Origin of the sequence: Arthrobacter burdickii (assembly GCF_030433645.1) — a bacterium.
Taxonomy (GTDB): Bacteria; Actinomycetota; Actinomycetes; order Actinomycetales; family Micrococcaceae; genus Arthrobacter_D; species Arthrobacter_D burdickii.
Genome location: NZ_JAROCG010000001.1, coordinates 2,163,790 through 2,180,228, shown reverse-complemented (window position 1 = coordinate 2,180,228; position 16,439 = coordinate 2,163,790). Strand labels below are relative to the sequence as shown.

Below are 16,439 nucleotides of genomic sequence, written 5' to 3'. Positions count from 1 at the left end.
CACAGACGGCGTGGCGGGAGCCACCGGCAGAAGGCGGACACCATGGCGGCGACGATCAATTCCTACCTCAGCTTCCGGGACACGGCAGCGCAGGCGATGGACTTCTACCAGTCCGTCTTCGGCGGCGAGCTCCAGCGCAGTACGTTCGCGGAGTTCCAGGTGAGCGAGGACCCTGCGGAGCAGGACAAGATCATGCATTCCATGCTGACCACACCGTCGGGGCAGGTCCTGATGGCGGCTGATACGCCCAACAGCATGGAGTACACGGCCCCGGCCGGGCATTCGCTCTCGGTCAGCGGTGACGACGAGGCGGAGCTCCGCGGATACTGGGACGCACTCGCCGGCAGCGGCAGCGAGATCGTGCCCCTCGCGCAGTCACCCTGGGGCGACAGCTTCGGCATGTGCATCGACCGCTTCGGCGTCACCTGGATGGTGAACATCGCCGGGGCTCCCGCGGCCGGGCAGGAGGCCCCTGCGGCCGCCGCTGCGCCGACCCCGGCAGACGCTCCGGGCGACGCCGTCGGCGTCTGACGCCCCGCGCCGTTCGCTCTGGCCTGGCGTCGGGCGTGCCTGGACTCGACGACGTCAGGCGCGCGCGCCCGCTTCGAAGGTGAGTGTCGGCTCATCCGGGGTGGAGAGCGTGAGCACGGCCTCCTCGATGCGCTCGTGCTCCTCGATGTCCCGCTCGACGGCGCGGAGGGCGATGGCGACGTCGTGCTCCCGCCGGTCTCCCACGAGGTCCACCGCCGCCACCAGGTACAGGCGCTCGGGGCCCACGTACTCGAGGTGCAGGTACGTCACGCGCTCGATGCTGTCGTGTGCCCCCAACCGCTGGGCGACCGATTCGAGCAGGGCCGGGGACACCGCCTGGCCGACGAGGAACCGCCGGTTGCGGTCGATCAGGATCACGGCGATCACCCCGAGCAGCACGCCCACCAGGATCGAGCCGACCGCGTCGGGGACGGGAGAGCCGGTCAGCTGGTGCAGCAGGATCCCGAGGAACGCGAGGACGAGGCCGATCAGCGCGGCGGAGTCCTCCGCGAACACCGCGCGCAGCGTCGGGTTCGAGGTCGTGGACACGCTCTGCAGCGTGGTGGTACCCCTTTCACGTCCGGCCTTCCGCGCCTGCCGGAAGGCCTGGGCGAAGGAGATCCCCTCGAGGACGAATGCGACAGCGAGGACCGCGTACGCGATGCCGAAATCCCCGCCGGGTTCGGGTTCGAGCAGTTGCTGGACGCCATGCCAGATCGAGACCACGGCTCCGGCGGTGAACAGCCCGAAGGCCGCGAACATGGACCAGACGTACGCTTCGCGCCCGTAGCCCATCGGGTGCGCCCGGTCCCTGCGGCGCCGCGATTTGCGCTCCGCGATGAGCAGGAAGATCTGGTTGCCGGTGTCCGCCCACGAGTGGGCTGCCTCCGCTGTCATCGAGGCCGAGCCCGTGATGAGCGCGGCAACCGTCTTGGCGCCTGCGACCAGGAAGTTGGCCACGAAGGCGATGATGACGGTCAGCACGCCCTCACCGCCCGATGACCGGTTCGCTTGCGCTTCGTCGCCCTGCCCGTCGTCGTCCGGCCGGGCCCGATCCTCCGCCTGCGATACCTGGTTCTTCATGCCGTCCTTCCGGAATGCCTCCGCGGGCGGCGGCGGGTGCCACCGCCCGCCGCCGCCCGCACCCTGCTACTTCGACGCTTCCTTGTTCACATCCGTCGGCGAGTCGAACTCGCGGTCGGGAAGGTTGTTGAGCGTCTCGAGGACGGTGTCGTCAGCGCCCTTGTCCTGGGCGTGCTTGACGAGGTCCTCCTTGGAGGCCGGGTAGTTCATGCCGCCCAGTGCTTTCTGGATGTCGATCGGACTCGGATCTGCCATGAGGTGCTCCTTCGTGTCGGTTCTCTTCCACGGTGCTCCGGATACGGGCACCGTCACTGGCCCAGGATCACGTGGGCAGCGTCTATCGCGCGGTCGACCACCGTGGTGGGCGCCTCGAGGTGTACGGCTCCGGAGGGGATGATGCCCGCCCCGCCGTGGCGTTCCATGACGCGCCACTGGGCGGCGACGTCCTCGCCGGCGTGCTCGGGCGGGAGCTTGTCCCAGAAGTCGAACCCGCCGCACTCCACGAGGGCCTCGCGGTCGAACAGCACGCACCCGCCCACCCACGCCACGCGGTACAGCCGCCAGCCCCCGGGCGGGATCGCCAGTTCGGCGGCGGCATGGGCGAGGTTCGCCGCGTTGTGGAGCGGCCAGCGGGCGAAGCCCTCCGACCCGGGGCGGATCCGCTCCGGCGTCACCTCGTCGTCCGGCCACAGCGCGAGCTCCGCCCGCTCGTGCGGCCTGCGGTCCTCGAGGTAGGACAGGCCCTGGACGGCGGATCCGATGAATCCGCACCGGGCCGCCCGGATCGCCCTCGTCATGCGGTCCAGCGAACCGGGTTCCAGCCAGACGTCGTTGTCGAGGAACAGGACGAGCGGGGCGCTCGCCAGGTCCAGCAGGTAACTGCGGTGTTCCGCCAGCCCCCGGCGCGGCAGGTGGCGTTCGAGCCGCACCGGGCGGCCCTGGGCTTCGAGGACCCGCACCATCGCGCGGACGGCGGGCTGCTCGAAGGACGCGTCCTCCCCCTCGGTCTGGTCGCTCACGATCACCCGGAACGGCACGCCGTCCTGGGCCGCGAGCCCGGAGAGCGTCACGGCGAGTTCGGCGGGGCGGCCGAAGGACGGGATCAGCACATCGACGGCGGGCTCGTCCGCCGGCGTGTCCAGGGCCCACTCCCCCGACCAGCGGCGGGTCACGGCAGGTCTCCTGCCAGCGGGCTCGAGCGGATCCGGCGCACCACCGCCGCGGTCGAGTGTTCCGGGACGTAGTCGAGGATGCTGACCCGGCCGCCGCAGGCCTCGACGGCGGGAGCCTCCTCGAGCATCTGCGCCGTGTAGTCACCGCCCTTGGCATACACGTCGGGCTTCAGCAGTTCGATCAGCGGGACGAGCGTGTCGGAGCCGAAGACGGTGACGTAGTCGACGCAACTGAGCGAGGCGATGACGCCCGCGCGGTCCGCGATCGGATTGATGGGACGGTCGGGGCCCTTCAGCCTGCGCACGCCGTCGTCGTCGTTCAGGGCCACCACGAGGACGTCGCCGAGCTGCTTCGCCTGGTTGAGGTAGCGGGTGTGGCCGCGGTGCAGCACGTCGAAGCAGCCGTTGGTCAGGACGATGCGGCGTCCCGCCGCGCGGTCGGCCTCCACCTTCCGGAGCAGGTCCGCCGTCGACAGCGCGGTGTCCGCGAACTGCTGCAGGTGGCCCGTCAGGTCCGCCGTCGTGCAGACGGAGGTGCCGGGCCGATGGACGACGACGTCGGCGGCCGCCTGGGCGAGGTCGAGGCTCGTCGTGAGCGGCAGGCCCGCTGCGCGCGCGGCGGTGAGGCTGGCGACGAAGGTGTCGCCCGCGCCGGACGCCTGCTTCTCGGTGGCGGGCTTGGCCCACGTGCGGTGTTCCTCGCCGTCCTGGCCGAGCAGCACGGTGCCGTCGCGGTCGAGGGTCACGACGACGGCGGCGGCGTTCGTGGCTGCGAGGAGCTCGCTCCGCCGTTCGGTCACCGTCGCGGCGCGGTCCGACCGCGGGTCGAGCCGCATCGCGAGGACCTGGGCGGCCTCCTGCGCGTTGGGGGTGACGATGTCGGGTCCCAGCACGGACCAGGCCGCGGTGTCGTGGGCGTCGACGACGACGAGCGTCTCCGGGCCGATCGCCGAGGCGCGCCCGAGGGCGGACCGGACCTCGTCCCCGAGGGCACCCGAGCCGTAGTCGCAGACGACGACGGCGTCGGCGCCCGCGACGGCACGCGGGATCCGGGCGGCGAGCGCGGTGACGGCCTCCGGGGGTAGCTGGTCGTGCGTGTCGTCGAGCCGGAGCATGACCTGGTCCCCGCCGAGGATCCGGTACTTCGTGGTGGTGCCCACGCGGTCGTCCTGCACGAGGTCCGTCGTGTCCACCCCCGCGTCCTCGAGGATCGCGTGCAGGCGGCGACCGGCGTCGTCCGTCCCGATGAGTCCGCACATCCGCACCCGCGCGCCGAGGGCGGCGAGGTTCATGGCCGTGTTCGCCGCACCGCCGGCGGCGTAGTCGCGCCGGGTGATGTCGACGACGGGCGCCGGAGCCTCACGGCAGAAGCGCTCGATCGTCCCGCTCCACCATCCGTCGAGCATGGCATCGCCCACCACCGTGATGCGGGGTGCGCGGTCGGCGATGGCCGCCGGGACCCAGGCCGCGAGCCCGCGGACCTCGGAGAGGTCCCCCGCGTCGTCCGGCGTCGTGTTCCCGGCGCAGTCCTGCAGTGCGTCGTCCATCAGGCACCCTCCGGCGGTGCGCTGATGTGGACGACCTTCACCAGGGCGAACTCGTCGAGCAGTTCGGGTCCGTAGCCGAAGCCGGCCCCGCTGATGCCGCGGGGCTGGGCAGAACCGCCCGGCGCGCCGCCGAAGACCGCGTTCACCTTGACGGTGCCGACGGCCAATCCGGCGATGGCACGCTGGGCGTGCGCGATGCTGCCGGTGAGTACGGACGCGGCCAGGCCGTAGGGGCCGGCGGCAGCGAGGCGGAGGCCGTCGTCGAAGCTGTCGACCACGGTCACGGGCGCGATGGGCCCGAAGGTCTCCTCCGTCATGACCGTCATGGCCTCCGTGCAGCCCGCCAGGACCGTGGCCGGGTAACGGGCGCCGGGGCCCTCGGGCACGCTGCCGCCCTCGAGAGGGTCGGCGCCGAGCTGGACGGCTTCGCGGACCTGGGCATCGACGGCGTCCCGCATGCGGCGATCCACCAGCGGGGGGAACGTCCCGCTCGCGTTCCGGCTGCGTGCCTCCTCGGTGAGAGCGGCCAGGAACGGTTCGGCGATGGCCCGGTGGACGTAGATACGCTCCACCGACGTGCAGATCTGGCCCGCGTTGGCGAAGGCACCGAGGGCCGCCTGGCCCGCTGCCCACACGGGGTCGACGTCGGCGTCGATGATCAGGGGGTCGTTCCCGCCGTTCTCGCGGATTACGTGCGCGCCGGTGAGGGACGCCGCGCGTGCGATCCGGGCCCCGGTGGCGCTCGAACCGACGTGGGCGAAGACATCGACGCCGGTCTGCATCGTGAGCATCTGGCCCACCCCGGCGCCACCGGTGAGTGTGGTGAGGACACCGTCCGGGAAGGCCGGCTGCAGCAGTCGTCCGAGCAGTTCGCCCACGTGCGGGCACCGTTCGCTCGGCTTGTGGATGACGGTGTTGCCCGTGACGAGGGCTGCACCGATGAGTCCGGCGGCGACGGCCACCGGGTCGTTCCAGGGGGTCAGGAGCACGGCGACTCCCCGCGGCTCGGCCACGGTGTAGTCGGTGGCGGTGACGGCTCCCCGCAGGCTGAGCCCACGGTGGACGGGGCCGAGTTCCGCGTACTGCTCCAGCGTGGAGATCCCGGCTTCGATGCCGCCGAGCGCATCCTCGAGGGGCTTGCCGGTCTCCCGCGTGTTGAGTTCGGCGAGTTCACGGGCGCCGGCGCGGAGCGCACCTGCGGCCCGCCGGAGCGCGGCGCCCCGGTCTGCGGGGCTCGTGGCCGCCCACTCGGGCTGCACCGTCCGTGCCAGTGAGACCGCCAGTGCCACCTGTTCGCGGGCAGCGCTGGGAAGGGTCCCGACCTCGCTGCCGTCCCGGGGATCGGAGATGGTGATCGACTCGTCCTCCTGCACATCAAGCGGGGAGTGTGCCTGGGAGTTGATGGACATTGCTCTCCTTGATGTCGTGTACCGCCGCGGCATGGTTCCACCGCACGGCTAGTGGTCCCGTACCCACCTACCGTGCGTTCACACACGCCACCGGCCGATTTCTGCACCCGCATCCATCAGCACGCTTAGCATAATGTGGCAGGAGGAGGGGCGGCTGCTTCACCGCTCCCGGACAAGGCATGGACAGCAGCAGCAGCCCTGTGTAGAGGTGGAGGAGCACACCAGGCACATCAGGCGAGCAGGCACAGGAACGGGGATACACGTGACACAGCAGGACACGACGGCGGACTTCGGCGGGCGGCAGGACACGGCGCGATCCGTCGGGCCCGTGCTCGCCCCGTTCGCGGACATCCGGCGGATCGCCGTCCTGCGTGGAGGCGGACTCGGCGACCTCATGTTCGCGATGCCGGCCATCGCGGCCCTCAAGGACCGGTACCCGGACGCCGAGATCACGCTCCTCGGCATGCCCGGCCACGCCGCCCTGCTCGAGGGCAGGCCGGGGCCCGTGTCCGCCGTCCTGGAGCTCCCGTTCTCTCCCGGCGTGCGGCCGGGAGACGAGGACCCCGGTGCCGTCGACCGGTTCTTCGACGGGATCCGCGGGTCCTTCGATCTCGCCGTCCAGCTCCACGGCGGCGGGCGCAATTCGAATCCCTTCCTGCTGCGCCTGGAAGCCCGGCACACGATCGGGACACGCACGCCCGACGCCGCCGGACTCGAACGGACCATTCCCTACGTGTACTACCAGCACGAGGTGTTCCGCGCCCTCGAGGTGGTGGGCCTGGCCGGCGCGACACCCGTCGACCTGGAGCCGCGGGTCCAGGTCCTGCCGGAGGAGTCCGAGAGCGCGGCCGGGCTGACGGGCGGCGGTGCGGTGATAGCGCTGCATCCCGGAGCCACGGACCCGCGCCGGAGGTGGCCGTCGTCGTCCTTCGCGGACGTCGCCGTGAGGGCGGCGGCCGATGGCTGCGAGGTGCTGGTGGTCGGGGATGCCACGGATGTCCCGACGGCGGAGGAGATCGTGCGCCTGGCGCTCGACCGCGACCCGACGGCGAACGTCCGCTCGCTCGCCGGACGGCTGACGCTGGGCGAGCTGGCCGGGGTGCTCGACCGCAGCGCGGTCATGGTCGGCAATGACAGCGGGCCGCGGCACCTGGCCCAGGCGGTCGGCACGCCGACCGTGGGCGTCTACTGGATCGGCAATGTGATCAACGCGGGGGCGATGGGACGATCGCTCCACCGCGTGCATTTCTCCTGGGTGTCCTCGTGCCCCGTGTGCGGGGTGGACGTCACGCAGGTGGGCTGGACGGCCGAACGCTGCGAGCACGATGACTCGTTCGTTGCGACCGTCCAGCCCGACGCCGTCTACGCGGACGTGGCGGAACTCAGGGCCACGAGCCTTCTTCTGCGTGGGCGATGACCATCTCACGGATCTCGCAGCTCTTGGGCTGCGAGAGCGCGAACAGGATCGCCTCGGCGACGCGCTCCGGGTCGTTCAGCCGTGAATCGTCCTGCGGCTTGTACTGCTCGTCGCGGTCGTCGAAGAAGCGGGTCTTCATGCCGCCGGGGATGATCGTCGTGACGCCGATCTGGCCGGCGGTCTCCGCGGCCAGTGCCTGGGAGAACCCCATGACGCCGAACTTGGAGGCGCAGTAGGCCGTCGCGTCGCCGACGGCCTTGATGCCCAGCGTCGAGGCGATCGTGACCACGCGGCCGTGGGTCTTCTTGAGGTACGGCAGGGCTGCGCGGGCGGTCGAGGCGGTACCCAGCAGGTTCACTCCGATCACCTTCTCCCACTGGTCGGCGGGCACCGTGTCCAGGGCGCCGCACCGGTCGATGCCGGCCGCGGTGACGACGGCGTCCAGGCCGTCCATCATCTCCGCGGCCTCCCGGACGGCCGCCTCGACGGCCTCGCGGTCCGCGACGTCGACCTCGAAGGCCTTGACGCCCGTCACGCGGCTGATGTCGCGGTCGAGCACCACGGGGGTGCCTCCCGCGGCGATGACGCCCTGCACGATGGCCGCGCCGAGGCCCGAGCCTCCGCCGGTCACCAGGACGCGTCCGGGGTTGAAGCCCGTGCCTGTCGAGGGAGTTCCGGCGGCAGTTCCTGCGGTGGTTGATGCATTCTCAGTCATGCTGTTCCTTTCGTTGCGTGCGCCGGCCGACGACATGGACCGGGCGCGGGTCTGCAGCCCGTCAGCCGACGCGGGCGAGCGCGGCTGCAAGTTTCGTGGTGGAGCGGGCCGGAATGTAGGGGACGGTGACCGTCCTGCCGCCCCAGCTGCTGACGAGGGCGGCCTCGGGGAGGTCCTCGGCGGCGTAGTCGCCGCCCTTGACCCAGATGTCGGGCTGCAGGCGCGAGATGGCGTTCTCGGGGGTGGACTCGCTGAAGATGAGCACCGCGTCGACGCATTCGAGGGCGGACAGCAGCTCGGCGCGGTCCTCCTGCCGGATGATCGGGCGGTCCTCGCCCTTCAGCCCGCGCACCGACTCGTCGGAGTTGAGGCACACGATGAGGCAGTCGCCGAGGCGCCGGGCGGCAGCGAGCGTGCGGGCGTGGCCCGCGTGCAGGAGGTCGAAGCACCCGCCGGTCGCCACCACCGTCCCGCCTGATTCCCGTGTCCGGCGGACGACGTTGAGGGCGTCGAGGCCGTCGACGGGCAACTGCTCGGGCGTCTCCTCGCGGCTTCTGCCCATGGCGCCCACGCCTCCGGACGCCAGGAAGTGCGCGGCGGCTTCCGTCGCCTGCTGCGCGGCGGCGTCGATCGGGGCTCCCTGCGCCAGCCCGACGGCGAGCGCGGAGGCGAAGCGGTCACCGGCCCCGCAGGGGTCCGAGGCGCTCACGCGGGGCGCCGGCACCACCTGGGGCAGGAGGCCGGCTGCGGCGACGAGCGCTCCGTGCTCCCCCATCGTGACGAGGACGGCCTTGCTCCGCCAGGCGGCGATCAGCACCTCCGCAGCCGCGGCGGCCGCCTGCGTCCCCGACCCCTGGACGTCGGCGAAACGGAGGGCCTCGCCGATGTTCGGGGTCACGGCAGCGACACCCGGGACGGGCTGCGCTCCGGCGGGATGGGGGTCCCAGACCACAGGGATCGAGGCGGAGAGCGCCTCGAGGCGGGCGCGCAGGTCGTCATTCGCAAGCAGACCACGGCCGTAGTCGGCCGCGATGATCGCGTCGGCTCCCTCGAGGGCCGCGAGCATGGTCCCGGTGCAGCCCGGGACGGGCGGCGTCGCGCACCCCTCGTCGAAGCGCACCACGGGCTGCCCCGAGGCGCGCACGCGGGTCTTCACGGGCGTGGGTGCTCCCGAGGGGCCGGCGACGACGGTGATCCCGTCGAGTTCGGTGCGCAGCAGCCCGGCGGCGTCGTCCTCACCGAGGACGGTGACCAGGACGGCGTCGTGCCCGTCGGCCTGCAGCATGCGGGCCACGAGGCCTGCTCCCCCCGCCCGCCGCTGGATCGCATCGACGTCGACCACGGGCACGGGGGCGTCGGGCGAGAGCCGCCCGGCATCACCGGACAGGTCCGTGTCGAGCAGTACGTCTCCGACCACCACGATCCTCATCGCTGCTCCTCCCGCCGGCGGCGCACCTCTGCGTCGAAGGCACGGCAGATGGCATGGAGGGCTATCAGATGGCCCTCCTGGGCATTGGCGGACGTCGCGTCGACCGCCACGTAGTCGTCCACGCACTCGGTCAGCGGATTGGGGCCCACACCGGTGAGCGCCCAGGTGGTGATACCGGCCGCACGCGCGGCCTCCACCGCATGGAGCAGGTTGGGGCTCTTGCCGCTCGTGCTCAGGAGCATCAGGATGTCCCCCGGACGGCCGTGGGCGCTCACCTGGCGGGCGAACATCCGGTCGAAGCCGTAGTCGTTGGCGATCGCCGTCACCGCGGAGCTCTCCGCGTGGAGCGAGATCGCGGAGAACGGCTCGCGTTCTCCGTCGAACCTGCCCACGAGCTCGGCGGTCAGGTGCTGCGCCTCGGCGGCCGAGCCACCGTTGCCCGCTGCGAGGAGGCGCTGGCCGGCCAGGAGGCGGTCCGCCATCTCCACGCCCCAGGCCGCCAGGGTGGCGGTGCTGCCGAGGAGGGACTCCACCGCCGGTGCGACAGCGTGCAGGTGTTCCAGGACGATCCGGTGCGAGTCGGCCCGCACCTGGTCGGCCCTGACGTCCGGGCTGCCCGGATCGAGGGCCGTAGCTGTCGGTGCGATTGTCGGGGCGGTCGGTGCCGCGGTGCGCGTATCCGGGAATACGTCGGAGAAATGCGTGGTCACAGTGCCCTGCCTCCCGTGCTTTCGAGTCGACGCGCGGCACTGCGCCGCGCTGTTGCCGGTTGTGCGGGCGCTACCGCGCCCAGTGCCGTCTGGTAGGCCTTCTCGGTGTCGGCCGCGATGCGGCTCCAGGAGTAGCGGGCCTTGACGCGGCGGTAGCCGTTGTCGCCGAGTTCGCGCCCCCACTCGGGATCGGCGACGATATCGGCGATGGCCGCCGCGATGGCCGCCGGGTCCTGTGGGGGGACGTGGAGTCCGGTCTTGCCGTCCACCACCGTGTCCACGAGCCCGCCGACGGCCGCGGCGATCACGGGGACCCCGCAGGCCATCGCCTCGAGGGGGACGATGCCGAACGGCTCGTACCAGGGTGCGCACACGACGGCGTCGGCGCTCCGAAGGACCGCCGGCATCTCGGCACGCGACACCTGGCCGCGGAGGATGACCCTGTCACCGACGCCGAGGTCGACCGCCAGTGCGCGGAGCCGTTGCGCCTCGGGATCGTCCTCCAGCCCGGTGGAGTTGCCCGCGCCGCCCACGATGACGAGTTCGACGTCGTCGCACCCTCTGTCGGCGAGCTCGCGCAGGGCACGGATGGCGAGGTCCATGCCCTTGCGGGGCACGAGGCGGCCCACGGTCACGATCCGGTGGGCGCGTCCGCGCTCCTCCACCGGGCCGCGCGGGGTGAACAGTTCGAGGTCCACGCCGCAGGGGGCGATCGACACCCGGCTGCCCGGGACGCCCATGGCCTTGAGTTCGAAGACCTCGTCCGAGCAGGTCGCGACGATGCGGTCGGCACTCCGGCCCACCATGGTCTCGAGCATGAGGCGCTCGGACGGGCTGGTGTCCTCGCCGCCCTGGTGACGGCGCTTGACCGTTCCGAGAGCGTGGAAGGTCTGGATGACCTGCACCGGCCGCCCGGCGGCCCGTGACTGTCCGGCGGCATCGAGCGCTGCGAGTCCCGACATCCAGAAGTGCCCGTGCACGATGTCCGGCGGCTCGGTGCCCCAGTCCTCCACGATGCCGGCGGCGAGCTCGCCCATGTAGGGCAGCAGCATGTCCTTTGGGACGCTGCGCACGGGTCCCGCGGTGATGTGCACGACCTCCAGCCTCGGGTCGGTCCGGACGCGGTCAGGGAGGGCGGGGTCGTCCCGGCGCGTGTACACCGTGACCTCGTGTCCCCGGCGGGCCAGTGCGAGGGACAGTTCGGCCACATGGACGTTCTGCCCGCCGGCGTCCACGCCCCCCAACGCCGCAAGTGGACTTGCATGCTCAGACACCATCGATATCCTCACTGCGCTTTCCTTTCTGTTACCGCCAGGACCGGGTGCCGCGTCGGCTCCTGCGCCAGGACGTCGTCCCAGTCGGCGAGGAACCGGGCGAGCCCGTACCGTGCGAGTGCCGCCTCCCGGGCAGCCAGTCCCCGTGTCCGGGCTTCGTCCGGGTCGTCGATCAGGCGTGCTGCCATCCGCACGAGGTCGTCGATGCTGGTCGAGACGGCTCCGGCCTCGGGGGGCACCGCGCGTGCCGCCTCCGTCGTCGCGAGCGCCAGCACGGGAAGCCCGACGTGCATGGCTTCCAGGAGGGAGAGTCCGAGGGAGGTCCAGCGCAGTGGGTGGACATAGGCCCGCGAGCGTCCGAGCCGGGCGTGCAGTGCGGCCATGGAGAGGTCCCCGCCGATGCGCAGCTCCCCGGGGCCGAGGTCGAGGGTGTCGGCGAGCTTGTCCGTGCCCATGCCGAAGACCTCCAGCGGGGCGACGCCCGCGAAGCGCGGAAGGAGGTCCGTCCCGGTGATGCGTCCGCGCCGTACGGGCTCGTTGATGACGACGGCGAGCTGCTCGAGCTCACCGGTGTAGAGGTACCCCGGGTCGACGATGCCGTGCTCGATGACCCGGGTCCTCGCGGAGCCGTTGTCCCAGAAGAGCCCGTTGAAGTGGGTGACGTGGATGACGGGGATGTCGGTCTGCCCGGCGAGCGGGTGCACGGTGCCGACGATGTCGCGACGCGGGGTGTTGTGCTCGAGGAAGACGGCCGGGAGGTCCCGCCCCGGCGTGCGCCCGAGGAGCCGCTCGCACTCGGCGATCTCCTCGACCCGCTGCAGGACGACGACGTCGATGTCGGCATCCCGGAGGTCGGAGGGCGCCACCTCGACGACGGACGCCGGCCAGTCGCGGCCGGCACGGCCGAGGCCCCACGCGCCGCCGTCGGGGGTGGTCGGCAGCACATAGGTGTGTGCACCCCTCACGAAGGCGTCGGTCCACCCTCCGTGGACGTGCCATAACAGGATCCTCATCGGTTTCCCCTCGTTGTTCTGCGGCCTTCTGTGCGGCCGATACTGCGGCGTGAGCCGAGTGACGATATTCCGGAGCTGAGTCGGAGGACGGCGTCGACGACGTCCTCCGGGGAGACGTTGGACAGGCACGGGTGGCCCTGGACGGGGCAGATGCGGGCCCGGCTGAGCGCACACGCGGCCTGCTGGTCCCCCAGTAGCTCGACGGGCACGCGGTAGGGTGCCCAGCGGATCGCCGGCACGACGGGCGAGAAGAGGCAGACGACGGGTGTGCCGACGGCGGCCGCCAGATGGGCGGGACCGGTGTTCCCGGTGACGACGACGGTCGCTCCGGCGAGGACGGAGCCCAGCGCGGCGAGGTCGGTCCGTCCGCCGAGGTCCAGGGCCTCGGGCCCGGCGACGGTGGAGGTCAGATCGGTCTCGTTCGGTCCGCCGGTGACGACGACGCGGAACCCGGCCGCGGTCAGGAGCTCGACGGCGGCCGCGTGGTGCAGCGGCGGCCAGGCGCGTGCGGGCACGGACGCCCCGGGATGCACGACGACGTAGGGCCCCCGTCCCACGAGGCCCGACACGTCGGTGAGGTTGGTGACCTGGAGCCGGCCGTCGTCGCCGGGCGGCAGGGCGTAACCCGCGGCTTCCGCGATGCCCAGCGCGCGCTCGGCCTCCGGCTGGTCCTCCGGGAAATCCTCACCGGGCTTGAGCCGCACGTCGAGGAGCGACCCCGGGTAGTCGACGGATGCGCCGGCGATCCGCCGGACGCCGGCCAGCCGGAGCAGCAGCGCGAGCGGCAGGGGTGACTGGTGGAACGACGTGAGGATCACGGCCTCGTCCACGTCCAGCGCCAGCACCGCGTCGTGCAGTTCGCCCATGAGGTCCGCTGTGGGCTCGGGCGGGGGATCGACGATCCAGGGCGCGGACCAGGTGAGAACGTCGACGACGCCGGGCAGGAGCCGCGCGGCGGCGGCCCCCTGCGGCCCGCACAGCATGACGACGTCGTTCGGGGAGTCCCCGTGGTCCCCTGCGGCGATCGCACGGACGGCCGGCCCCGCGAGGAGAACGTCGCCGGCGCTGTCGAGCCGGGCCACGAGCACGCGCCGCCTCATTGCGTCCCCCACAGGGACTCGACGGCATGGGCGAGGTCGCGGGCGACGACGGGAGCCGAGAGGATCTCCTCCTCGAGCGTGATGTCGGTCGGGACCAGCACTCCGCGGGCCCCGGCCGCCGCGGCGGCACCCATGTCCGCTCCGATGTCCCCCACGACGGCGACGTCGGACGGGTCGACGCCGAGGCGCGCACTGGCGGAGAGGACCATGCCGGGACCGGGCTTGCGGCACGCGCACCCGTCAGCCACCCCGTGCGGGCAGACCTCCCAGACGTCGAAGGGGCCCAGCAGTTCCTCCACCCGGGCGTTGACGGCATCCACCTGCTCCCGCGTGACGAAGCCCCGCGCGATGCCCGACTGGTTGGTGACGACCCCCACGGGGATGCCACGCGACCGCAGGCCGTCGAGGACCGCGCGCGCACCCGGCATGGGCCGTACGAGCTCCGGATCCCCGTTGTACGGGACGTCGACGACGATGGTCCCGTCGCGGTCGAACAGGACCGCCCGAGGGGCTGTCTGGGATCGTCCGGCCGAAGTGTTCATACAGGCTTAGTTCCCGGGAAGAAGCAGTACTAAACACTTTCCGACGAACTTCTTCTCCTGCTCCTTCTTCTGCTTCTCCTCCCGCGGCTCCTTCCGGACCGCGATTCCGACCCCCTCCTGGCCCCGTGCCTGCCCCGCGGCGACCCCGCGGCGACCCCGCGACGACCCCGCGACGGGCCGGCGCCGGCACATGACGACGGACGGCCGCCGATCCTCTGGCAGGATAATTCGCATGACTTCCGAGGGCACCAGCGCCGCGAGCGACCAGCAGGCATCCCAGGAACCGCACCGGCACCTCTCCGCCGGTCCGGCTCCCCGCGCCATCCCCAGCACGACTCCCCCACCCGACGGGCGTCCCGAGATCCTGGCCCTCCGCGCCCTGAAGCTCGGTGACCTCCTCGTCGCCGTGCCGGCCCTCCGGGGGCTGCGCCGGGCGTTCCCCGACCACCGGATCTTCTACGCAGCGCAGCAATGGCTCCGGCCCATCGTCGCCCTCACGGACGCCGTCGACGACCTGCTGCCCACCCACGGGCTCGACGACCCCCTGCCCATCGAGCACGGGCGGATCGACCTGGCCGTCAACCTGCACGGCAACGGACCGGAGAGCAGGGGGCGCCTCGAGGAGATCGGCGCGAAACGCCTCATGGGACACAGCGCCCCGGGCTGGGACGGACCCGAGTGGGACAACGACGCGCTCGAGCGGAAACGCTGGGCCTCGCTCGTCGGCTGGCACGGCGTTCCCGCAGATCCACTGGACTGCCGCCTCCGGGTGCCCGACGGCGAGAGCCCTGCCCCCGACGCCGTCGTCGTGCATGTCGGGGCGGCGTACGGCAGCCGCCTCTGGCCGGTCGAGCGGTTCGCCGACGTGGCCCGCACCCTGGCCGCCTCAGGTCATCAGGTGGTCTTCACGGGAAGCGAGAAGGAACGGCCGCGCGCCCTCGCCGTCGCGGACGCAGCCGGCCTGCCCGAGGACACGGTCGCCGCGGGCACGCTCCCGCTGGACCGCTTCGCCCGACTGATCGCGGGGGCATCCCTCGTGATCTCCGCGGACACGGGCGCCGCTCACCTCGCATCGGCCTACGCGCGGCCGTCGGTCATCCTGTTCGGGCCGGCACCGGTGTCGTCATGGGGGCCGCCGCCCGGACCCCACACGGTCCTGACCGATGAGTCCCTCCGCCTCGGCGAGACCTTCTCCCCCACGCCGGACCCCGCCCTGCTGGCCGTGACGGTCGAGCAGGTGCTGGCCGCCGCAGCGGACCACGGCATCTCCTAGGCCCGGGAGCGCCCGTGCCTAGCCGACGGGTGCAGGTCCAGTCCTCCGGGGAGGCCGGTCCGCCGCCCGCTGTCGGTCGGGCCCGTCCGCTGCGAATCAGGCCTGTTCCAGCCTGCTCAGGCCCGTCCGCTGCGAATCAGGCCTGTTCCAGCCTGCTCAGGCCTGTTCGGGCCTGTTCAGGCGATACTGCGTCCGGCAGCCTTCTGGTCCTGGGAGGCTGGAGCGCCGAGGAGCCTCTTCTGCAGCTTCACGAGGATCCGTGCGAGGGTCCTCGAGACCTGCATCTGGGACATGCCGAGCTCATCGCCGATACACTGCTGGGTCTGCTCCATGAAGTAGCGGCGGTAGAGGAGTTCCTTCTCGCTGCTGTCGAGTTCGTTGACGGCACTGCGCAGGGAGATCAGGTCGTCGCTGCGCTCCATGCCGTTGTAGTCGGTGGCCAGCGTGTCCGCCCAGCTGCGTCCCTCGAAGGGCGCATCGAGGGAGTCGGGCCGCAGGCTCGAATGGGACGCCTGCGCCTCGAGGATCTTCTCCTCCGGCCAGCCGAGCTCCAGCCCGAGTTCGCGGGCCGTCGCCTCACGGCCGAGCCTCTGGGCCATGGCGGGTGCGGCCCGGGCGATCTCCGTGCGCAGGTCCTGGACATCCCGCGGCGGCCGGACGACCCAGCACGAATCCCGCAGGTACCGCTTGATCTCGCCGTTGATCGTCGGCACGGCGAAGGAGGCGAAGGGAACGCCCCGTGCCGGATTGAAACGCTGCACGGCCTTGATGAGTCCGAGGTACGCGACCTGTCGGATATCGGAAGCCTCCGGCCCCGACGCCGCGAAGGACCGTGCCACCGATTCGGCGATATCCATGTGCCGCAGGGCGATGTCGTCCTGCAGCGCCGCCTTGAGGGGACGCTCGGGGTACGTGCAGCCGACTCCCTCGTCGCCGGTGTCATCGGCGTCATCGGCGTCGTCGCGGTCGTTCGGTTCGACGTCGTCCCTGTCGTCCTGCCCGACGTCGTCGCGGTCGTTCCGGTGGTCCTGTCCGGCGTCGTTCGGTTCGACGTCGTTCTGGTAGGCGGCGTGCCCCGGAAGGGATCCGCCGGGCACCACGGGGGCGGCCGTACTCTGCATGCTGTTCTCCATCAAGCGTCGGGCACTCACGTCTCCCAACAAAACATCAGCCTGCTTAGTACGCAACCCCTTTCTCGCTCCGGATCATTTTGCATCGGGGCCT

At 71.8% G+C, this 16,439-nt stretch carries 16 protein-coding genes; 3 read left to right on the top strand and 13 right to left on the bottom strand.

All coding sequences use genetic code 11. The features are described 5' to 3' along the window. Positions 1-42 precede the first annotated feature (42 nt). Positions 43-531 (top strand): VOC family protein, encoded by a 489-nt coding sequence (locus P5G52_RS10125; RefSeq protein ID WP_301227025.1) that lies wholly within the window; start codon positions 43-45, stop codon positions 529-531. A gap of 54 nt (positions 532-585) precedes the next feature. Here P5G52_RS10125 and P5G52_RS10120 read toward each other — a convergent pair whose 3' ends face one another. From P5G52_RS10120 to P5G52_RS10100, 5 genes are all read right to left on the bottom strand, one after another. After that, a complete protein-coding gene (locus P5G52_RS10120; RefSeq protein ID WP_301227023.1) occupies positions 586-1,614 on the bottom strand; it encodes a cation diffusion facilitator family transporter in 1,029 nt (342 codons plus the stop codon). A gap of 66 nt (positions 1,615-1,680) precedes the next feature. Further along, complete coding sequence (locus P5G52_RS10115; RefSeq protein WP_087076149.1) at positions 1,681-1,869, bottom strand: DUF2795 domain-containing protein; 189 nt, start codon at positions 1,867-1,869, stop codon at positions 1,681-1,683. 53 nt (positions 1,870-1,922) lie between these two features. After that, positions 1,923-2,786, bottom strand: coding sequence for a glycosyltransferase family A protein (locus P5G52_RS10110; RefSeq protein ID WP_301227021.1), 864 nt, complete (start codon positions 2,784-2,786; stop codon positions 1,923-1,925). Next, positions 2,783-4,333 (bottom strand): PfkB family carbohydrate kinase, encoded by a 1,551-nt coding sequence (locus P5G52_RS10105; RefSeq protein ID WP_301227019.1) that lies wholly within the window; start codon positions 4,331-4,333, stop codon positions 2,783-2,785. Before P5G52_RS10105 ends, P5G52_RS10110 begins: the two co-directional genes overlap by 4 nt. Beyond that, positions 4,333-5,742, bottom strand: coding sequence for an aldehyde dehydrogenase family protein (locus P5G52_RS10100; protein ID WP_301227017.1), 1,410 nt, complete (start codon positions 5,740-5,742; stop codon positions 4,333-4,335). Before P5G52_RS10100 ends, P5G52_RS10105 begins: the two co-directional genes overlap by 1 nt. A 262-nt stretch (positions 5,743-6,004) precedes the next feature. Between P5G52_RS10100 and P5G52_RS10095 the strand changes: the two genes are divergently transcribed. Next, positions 6,005-7,159 (top strand): glycosyltransferase family 9 protein, encoded by a 1,155-nt coding sequence (locus P5G52_RS10095; RefSeq protein ID WP_301227015.1) that lies wholly within the window; start codon positions 6,005-6,007, stop codon positions 7,157-7,159. Here P5G52_RS10095 and P5G52_RS10090 read toward each other — a convergent pair. The 7 genes from P5G52_RS10090 to P5G52_RS10060 form a co-directional block, all read right to left on the bottom strand. Then, complete coding sequence (locus P5G52_RS10090; protein WP_301227013.1) at positions 7,125-7,874, bottom strand: SDR family oxidoreductase; 750 nt, start codon at positions 7,872-7,874, stop codon at positions 7,125-7,127. The two genes, P5G52_RS10095 and P5G52_RS10090, sit on opposite strands and share 35 nt — an antisense overlap. Before the next feature lie 61 nt (positions 7,875-7,935). Continuing rightward, entirely contained in the window at positions 7,936-9,303 is a 1,368-nt protein-coding gene (gene rfaE2, locus P5G52_RS10085) for a D-glycero-beta-D-manno-heptose 1-phosphate adenylyltransferase (protein WP_301227011.1), read from the bottom strand. Next, positions 9,300-10,013 (bottom strand): D-sedoheptulose-7-phosphate isomerase, encoded by a 714-nt coding sequence (locus P5G52_RS10080; protein WP_435868665.1) that lies wholly within the window; start codon positions 10,011-10,013, stop codon positions 9,300-9,302. Before P5G52_RS10080 ends, rfaE2 begins: the two co-directional genes overlap by 4 nt. Beyond that, entirely contained in the window at positions 10,010-11,302 is a 1,293-nt protein-coding gene (locus P5G52_RS10075; protein WP_301227009.1) for a glycosyltransferase, read from the bottom strand. The genes P5G52_RS10080 and P5G52_RS10075 overlap by 4 nt, the downstream gene beginning before the upstream one ends. Continuing rightward, the gene (locus P5G52_RS10070; RefSeq protein WP_301227007.1) at positions 11,299-12,300 is read right to left on the bottom strand and encodes a glycosyltransferase; all 1,002 of its coding nucleotides are present in this window, start codon (positions 12,298-12,300) and stop codon (positions 11,299-11,301) included. Before P5G52_RS10070 ends, P5G52_RS10075 begins: the two co-directional genes overlap by 4 nt. Next, complete coding sequence (locus tag P5G52_RS10065; RefSeq protein ID WP_301227005.1) at positions 12,297-13,400, bottom strand: glycosyltransferase family 9 protein; 1,104 nt, start codon at positions 13,398-13,400, stop codon at positions 12,297-12,299. Before P5G52_RS10065 ends, P5G52_RS10070 begins: the two co-directional genes overlap by 4 nt. Further along, positions 13,397-13,942, bottom strand: coding sequence for a D-glycero-alpha-D-manno-heptose-1,7-bisphosphate 7-phosphatase (locus P5G52_RS10060; RefSeq protein ID WP_301227003.1), 546 nt, complete (start codon positions 13,940-13,942; stop codon positions 13,397-13,399). The genes P5G52_RS10065 and P5G52_RS10060 overlap by 4 nt, the downstream gene beginning before the upstream one ends. A gap of 232 nt (positions 13,943-14,174) precedes the next feature. On the opposite strand from P5G52_RS10060, the gene P5G52_RS10055 reads away from it, so the two are divergent. Then, the gene (locus P5G52_RS10055; protein ID WP_301227001.1) at positions 14,175-15,215 is read left to right on the top strand and encodes a glycosyltransferase family 9 protein; all 1,041 of its coding nucleotides are present in this window, start codon (positions 14,175-14,177) and stop codon (positions 15,213-15,215) included. A 176-nt stretch (positions 15,216-15,391) separates the two neighbouring features. Here the strand turns inward: P5G52_RS10055 and P5G52_RS10050 are convergent, their stop codons facing one another. Beyond that, positions 15,392-16,336 (bottom strand): sigma-70 family RNA polymerase sigma factor, encoded by a 945-nt coding sequence (locus P5G52_RS10050; RefSeq protein ID WP_301226999.1) that lies wholly within the window; start codon positions 16,334-16,336, stop codon positions 15,392-15,394. Positions 16,337-16,439 lie beyond the last annotated feature (103 nt).

Bases quoted from the DNA above. Each gene is read 5' to 3' on its own strand.
- P5G52_RS10065 (WP_301227005.1), bottom strand. From the start codon at position 13,400: ATGAGGCGGCGCGTGCTCGTGGCCCGGCTCGACAGCGCCGGCGACGTT.
- P5G52_RS10105 (WP_301227019.1), bottom strand. From the start codon at position 4,333: ATGGACGACGCACTGCAGGACTGCGCCGGGAACACGACGCCGGACGAC.
- P5G52_RS10120 (WP_301227023.1), bottom strand. From the start codon at position 1,614: ATGAAGAACCAGGTATCGCAGGCGGAGGATCGGGCCCGGCCGGACGAC.
- P5G52_RS10055 (WP_301227001.1), top strand. From the start codon at position 14,175: ATGACTTCCGAGGGCACCAGCGCCGCGAGCGACCAGCAGGCATCCCAG.
- P5G52_RS10090 (WP_301227013.1), bottom strand. From the start codon at position 7,874: ATGACTGAGAATGCATCAACCACCGCAGGAACTGCCGCCGGAACTCCC.
- P5G52_RS10050 (WP_301226999.1), bottom strand. From the start codon at position 16,336: ATGCAGAGTACGGCCGCCCCCGTGGTGCCCGGCGGATCCCTTCCGGGG.
- P5G52_RS10115 (WP_087076149.1), bottom strand. From the start codon at position 1,869: ATGGCAGATCCGAGTCCGATCGACATCCAGAAAGCACTGGGCGGCATG.
- P5G52_RS10060 (WP_301227003.1), bottom strand. From the start codon at position 13,942: ATGAACACTTCGGCCGGACGATCCCAGACAGCCCCTCGGGCGGTCCTG.
- P5G52_RS10070 (WP_301227007.1), bottom strand. From the start codon at position 12,300: ATGAGGATCCTGTTATGGCACGTCCACGGAGGGTGGACCGACGCCTTC.
- P5G52_RS10125 (WP_301227025.1), top strand. From the start codon at position 43: ATGGCGGCGACGATCAATTCCTACCTCAGCTTCCGGGACACGGCAGCG.
- rfaE2 (WP_301227011.1), bottom strand. From the start codon at position 9,303: ATGAGGATCGTGGTGGTCGGAGACGTACTGCTCGACACGGACCTGTCC.
- P5G52_RS10100 (WP_301227017.1), bottom strand. From the start codon at position 5,742: ATGTCCATCAACTCCCAGGCACACTCCCCGCTTGATGTGCAGGAGGAC.